Below are 394 nucleotides of genomic sequence, written 5' to 3' on the forward strand. Positions count from 1 at the left end.
TCGGTGTAGAAGCGCAGGGCCTTCGCCTGGTCGTCGACGAAGACGCTGGTGAGGTGGATCTTCATGTGGGGTCCTTCTCCGATCCGGGGATACGGGGGCCGAGCCAGCGCTCGGTGATGTGCCGCAGCGGCGCGACATTCAGGTCGTGGAACTTGCACCGGCCCTCCCGCCGGGTCTCGACGAGCCCGGCGGCCTCCAGGACGGCGAGGTGCTGCGACACCGCCTGACGTGAGATGCCGAGCCCGTGCTTCATGCTCAGGCGCGCACAGATCTCGAACAGTGTCTGTCCGGACTTCTCCGTCAGCTCGTCGAGGATCGTGCGGCGGGTTCCGTCCGCCAGAGCTTTGAAGAGGTCGTCGGACATGCCCCCACTATAGGCAAGTCGTCACTTGCC

Annotated in this window: 1 protein-coding gene and 1 pseudogene; both read right to left on the reverse strand. The window is 65.7% G+C overall.

Features of this window, described 5'->3' with window-relative positions; all coding sequences use genetic code 11:
• A pseudogene (locus LPA54_RS42795) lies at nucleotides 1-65 on the reverse strand (VOC family protein); the annotation flags it as partial.
• Nucleotides 62-364 (reverse strand): helix-turn-helix transcriptional regulator, encoded by a 303-nt coding sequence (locus tag LPA54_RS41395; protein WP_228985528.1) that lies wholly within the window; start codon nucleotides 362-364, stop codon nucleotides 62-64. The pseudogene LPA54_RS42795 and the gene LPA54_RS41395, both read right to left, overlap by 4 nt.
• Nucleotides 365-394: the final 30 nt, after the last annotated feature.

The sequence above is a fragment of the Streptomyces sp. DH12 genome (genome assembly GCF_020873895.1).
GTDB lineage: Bacteria > Actinomycetota > Actinomycetes > Streptomycetales > Streptomycetaceae > Streptomyces.